The organism is Calothrix sp. CCY 0018, assembly GCF_963920925.1.
Lineage (GTDB): Bacteria > Cyanobacteriota > Cyanobacteriia > Cyanobacteriales > Nostocaceae > Rivularia.
In genome coordinates this window covers 1-1052 of the sequence record NZ_CAWUDI010000120.1, presented here as the reverse complement: position 1 = coordinate 1052, position 1052 = coordinate 1, and the positions used below count along the sequence as shown (strand labels likewise).

Sequence of the window (1052 nt, the reverse complement as noted above, 5' to 3'; positions counted from 1 at the left end):
GCAATTATCTGAACCATGACAACCACATTACAAAGACGCGAGAGCGCCTCTGCTTGGGAGCAGTTTTGTGGGTGGATCACCAGCACCAACAACCGTATATATCTCGGTTGGTTCGGTGTATTAATGATTCCTACCCTACTATCTGCAATCACCTGCTTCGTAATCGCATTCGTTGCAGCACCCCCAGTAGATATCGATGGTATCCGCGAGCCTGTTGCAGGTTCGTTGATCTACGGAAACAACATCATCTCTGGTGCAGTTGTTCCTTCTTCTAACGCTATTGGTTTGCACTTCTACCCTATCTGGGAAGCAGCTTCTCTAGATGAGTGGTTGTACAACGGCGGCCCTTACCAATTGGTAGTATTTCACTTCTTAATTGGAGTATTTTGCTACTTAGGTCGTGAGTGGGAATTATCTTACCGCTTGGGTATGCGTCCTTGGATCTGTGTTGCATTCAGCGCTCCAGTAGCAGCAGCAACCGCAGTATTCTTGATCTACCCAATTGGACAAGGTTCTTTCTCTGACGGTATGCCTTTAGGAATCTCGGGTACCTTCAACTTCATGTTCGTGTTCCAAGCTGAACACAACATCTTGATGCACCCCTTCCACCAGTTAGGTGTTGCAGGTGTATTCGGCGGAAGCTTGTTCAGTGCAATGCACGGTTCTTTGGTAACTTCCTCGTTGGTACGTGAAACAACCGAAACCGAATCTCAGAACTACGGTTACAAATTCGGTCAAGAAGAAGAAACTTACAACATCGTAGCTGCACACGGTTACTTTGGTCGTTTGATCTTCCAATACGCTTCTTTCAACAACAGCCGTAGCTTACACTTCTTCTTAGCTGCATGGCCTGTAGTAGGAATCTGGTTCACCGCTTTGGGAATCAGCACAATGGCGTTCAACTTGAACGGTTTCAACTTCAACCAGTCTGTAATCGATTCTAGCGGTAGAGTTGTAAACACCTGGGCTGATGTATTGAACAGAGCTAACTTGGGTATGGAAGTAATGCACGAAAGAAATGCACACAACTTCCCACTTGATTTGGCTGCTGG

General features: G+C 46.3%; 1 protein-coding gene. It reads left to right on the top strand.

The window, feature by feature from the left end:
* Window positions 1-15 precede the first annotated feature (15 nt).
* A partial coding sequence (gene psbA, locus ACM03V_RS34405) for a photosystem II q(b) protein (RefSeq protein ID WP_414625300.1) occupies window positions 16-1052 on the top strand: 1037 nt, incomplete at its 3' end.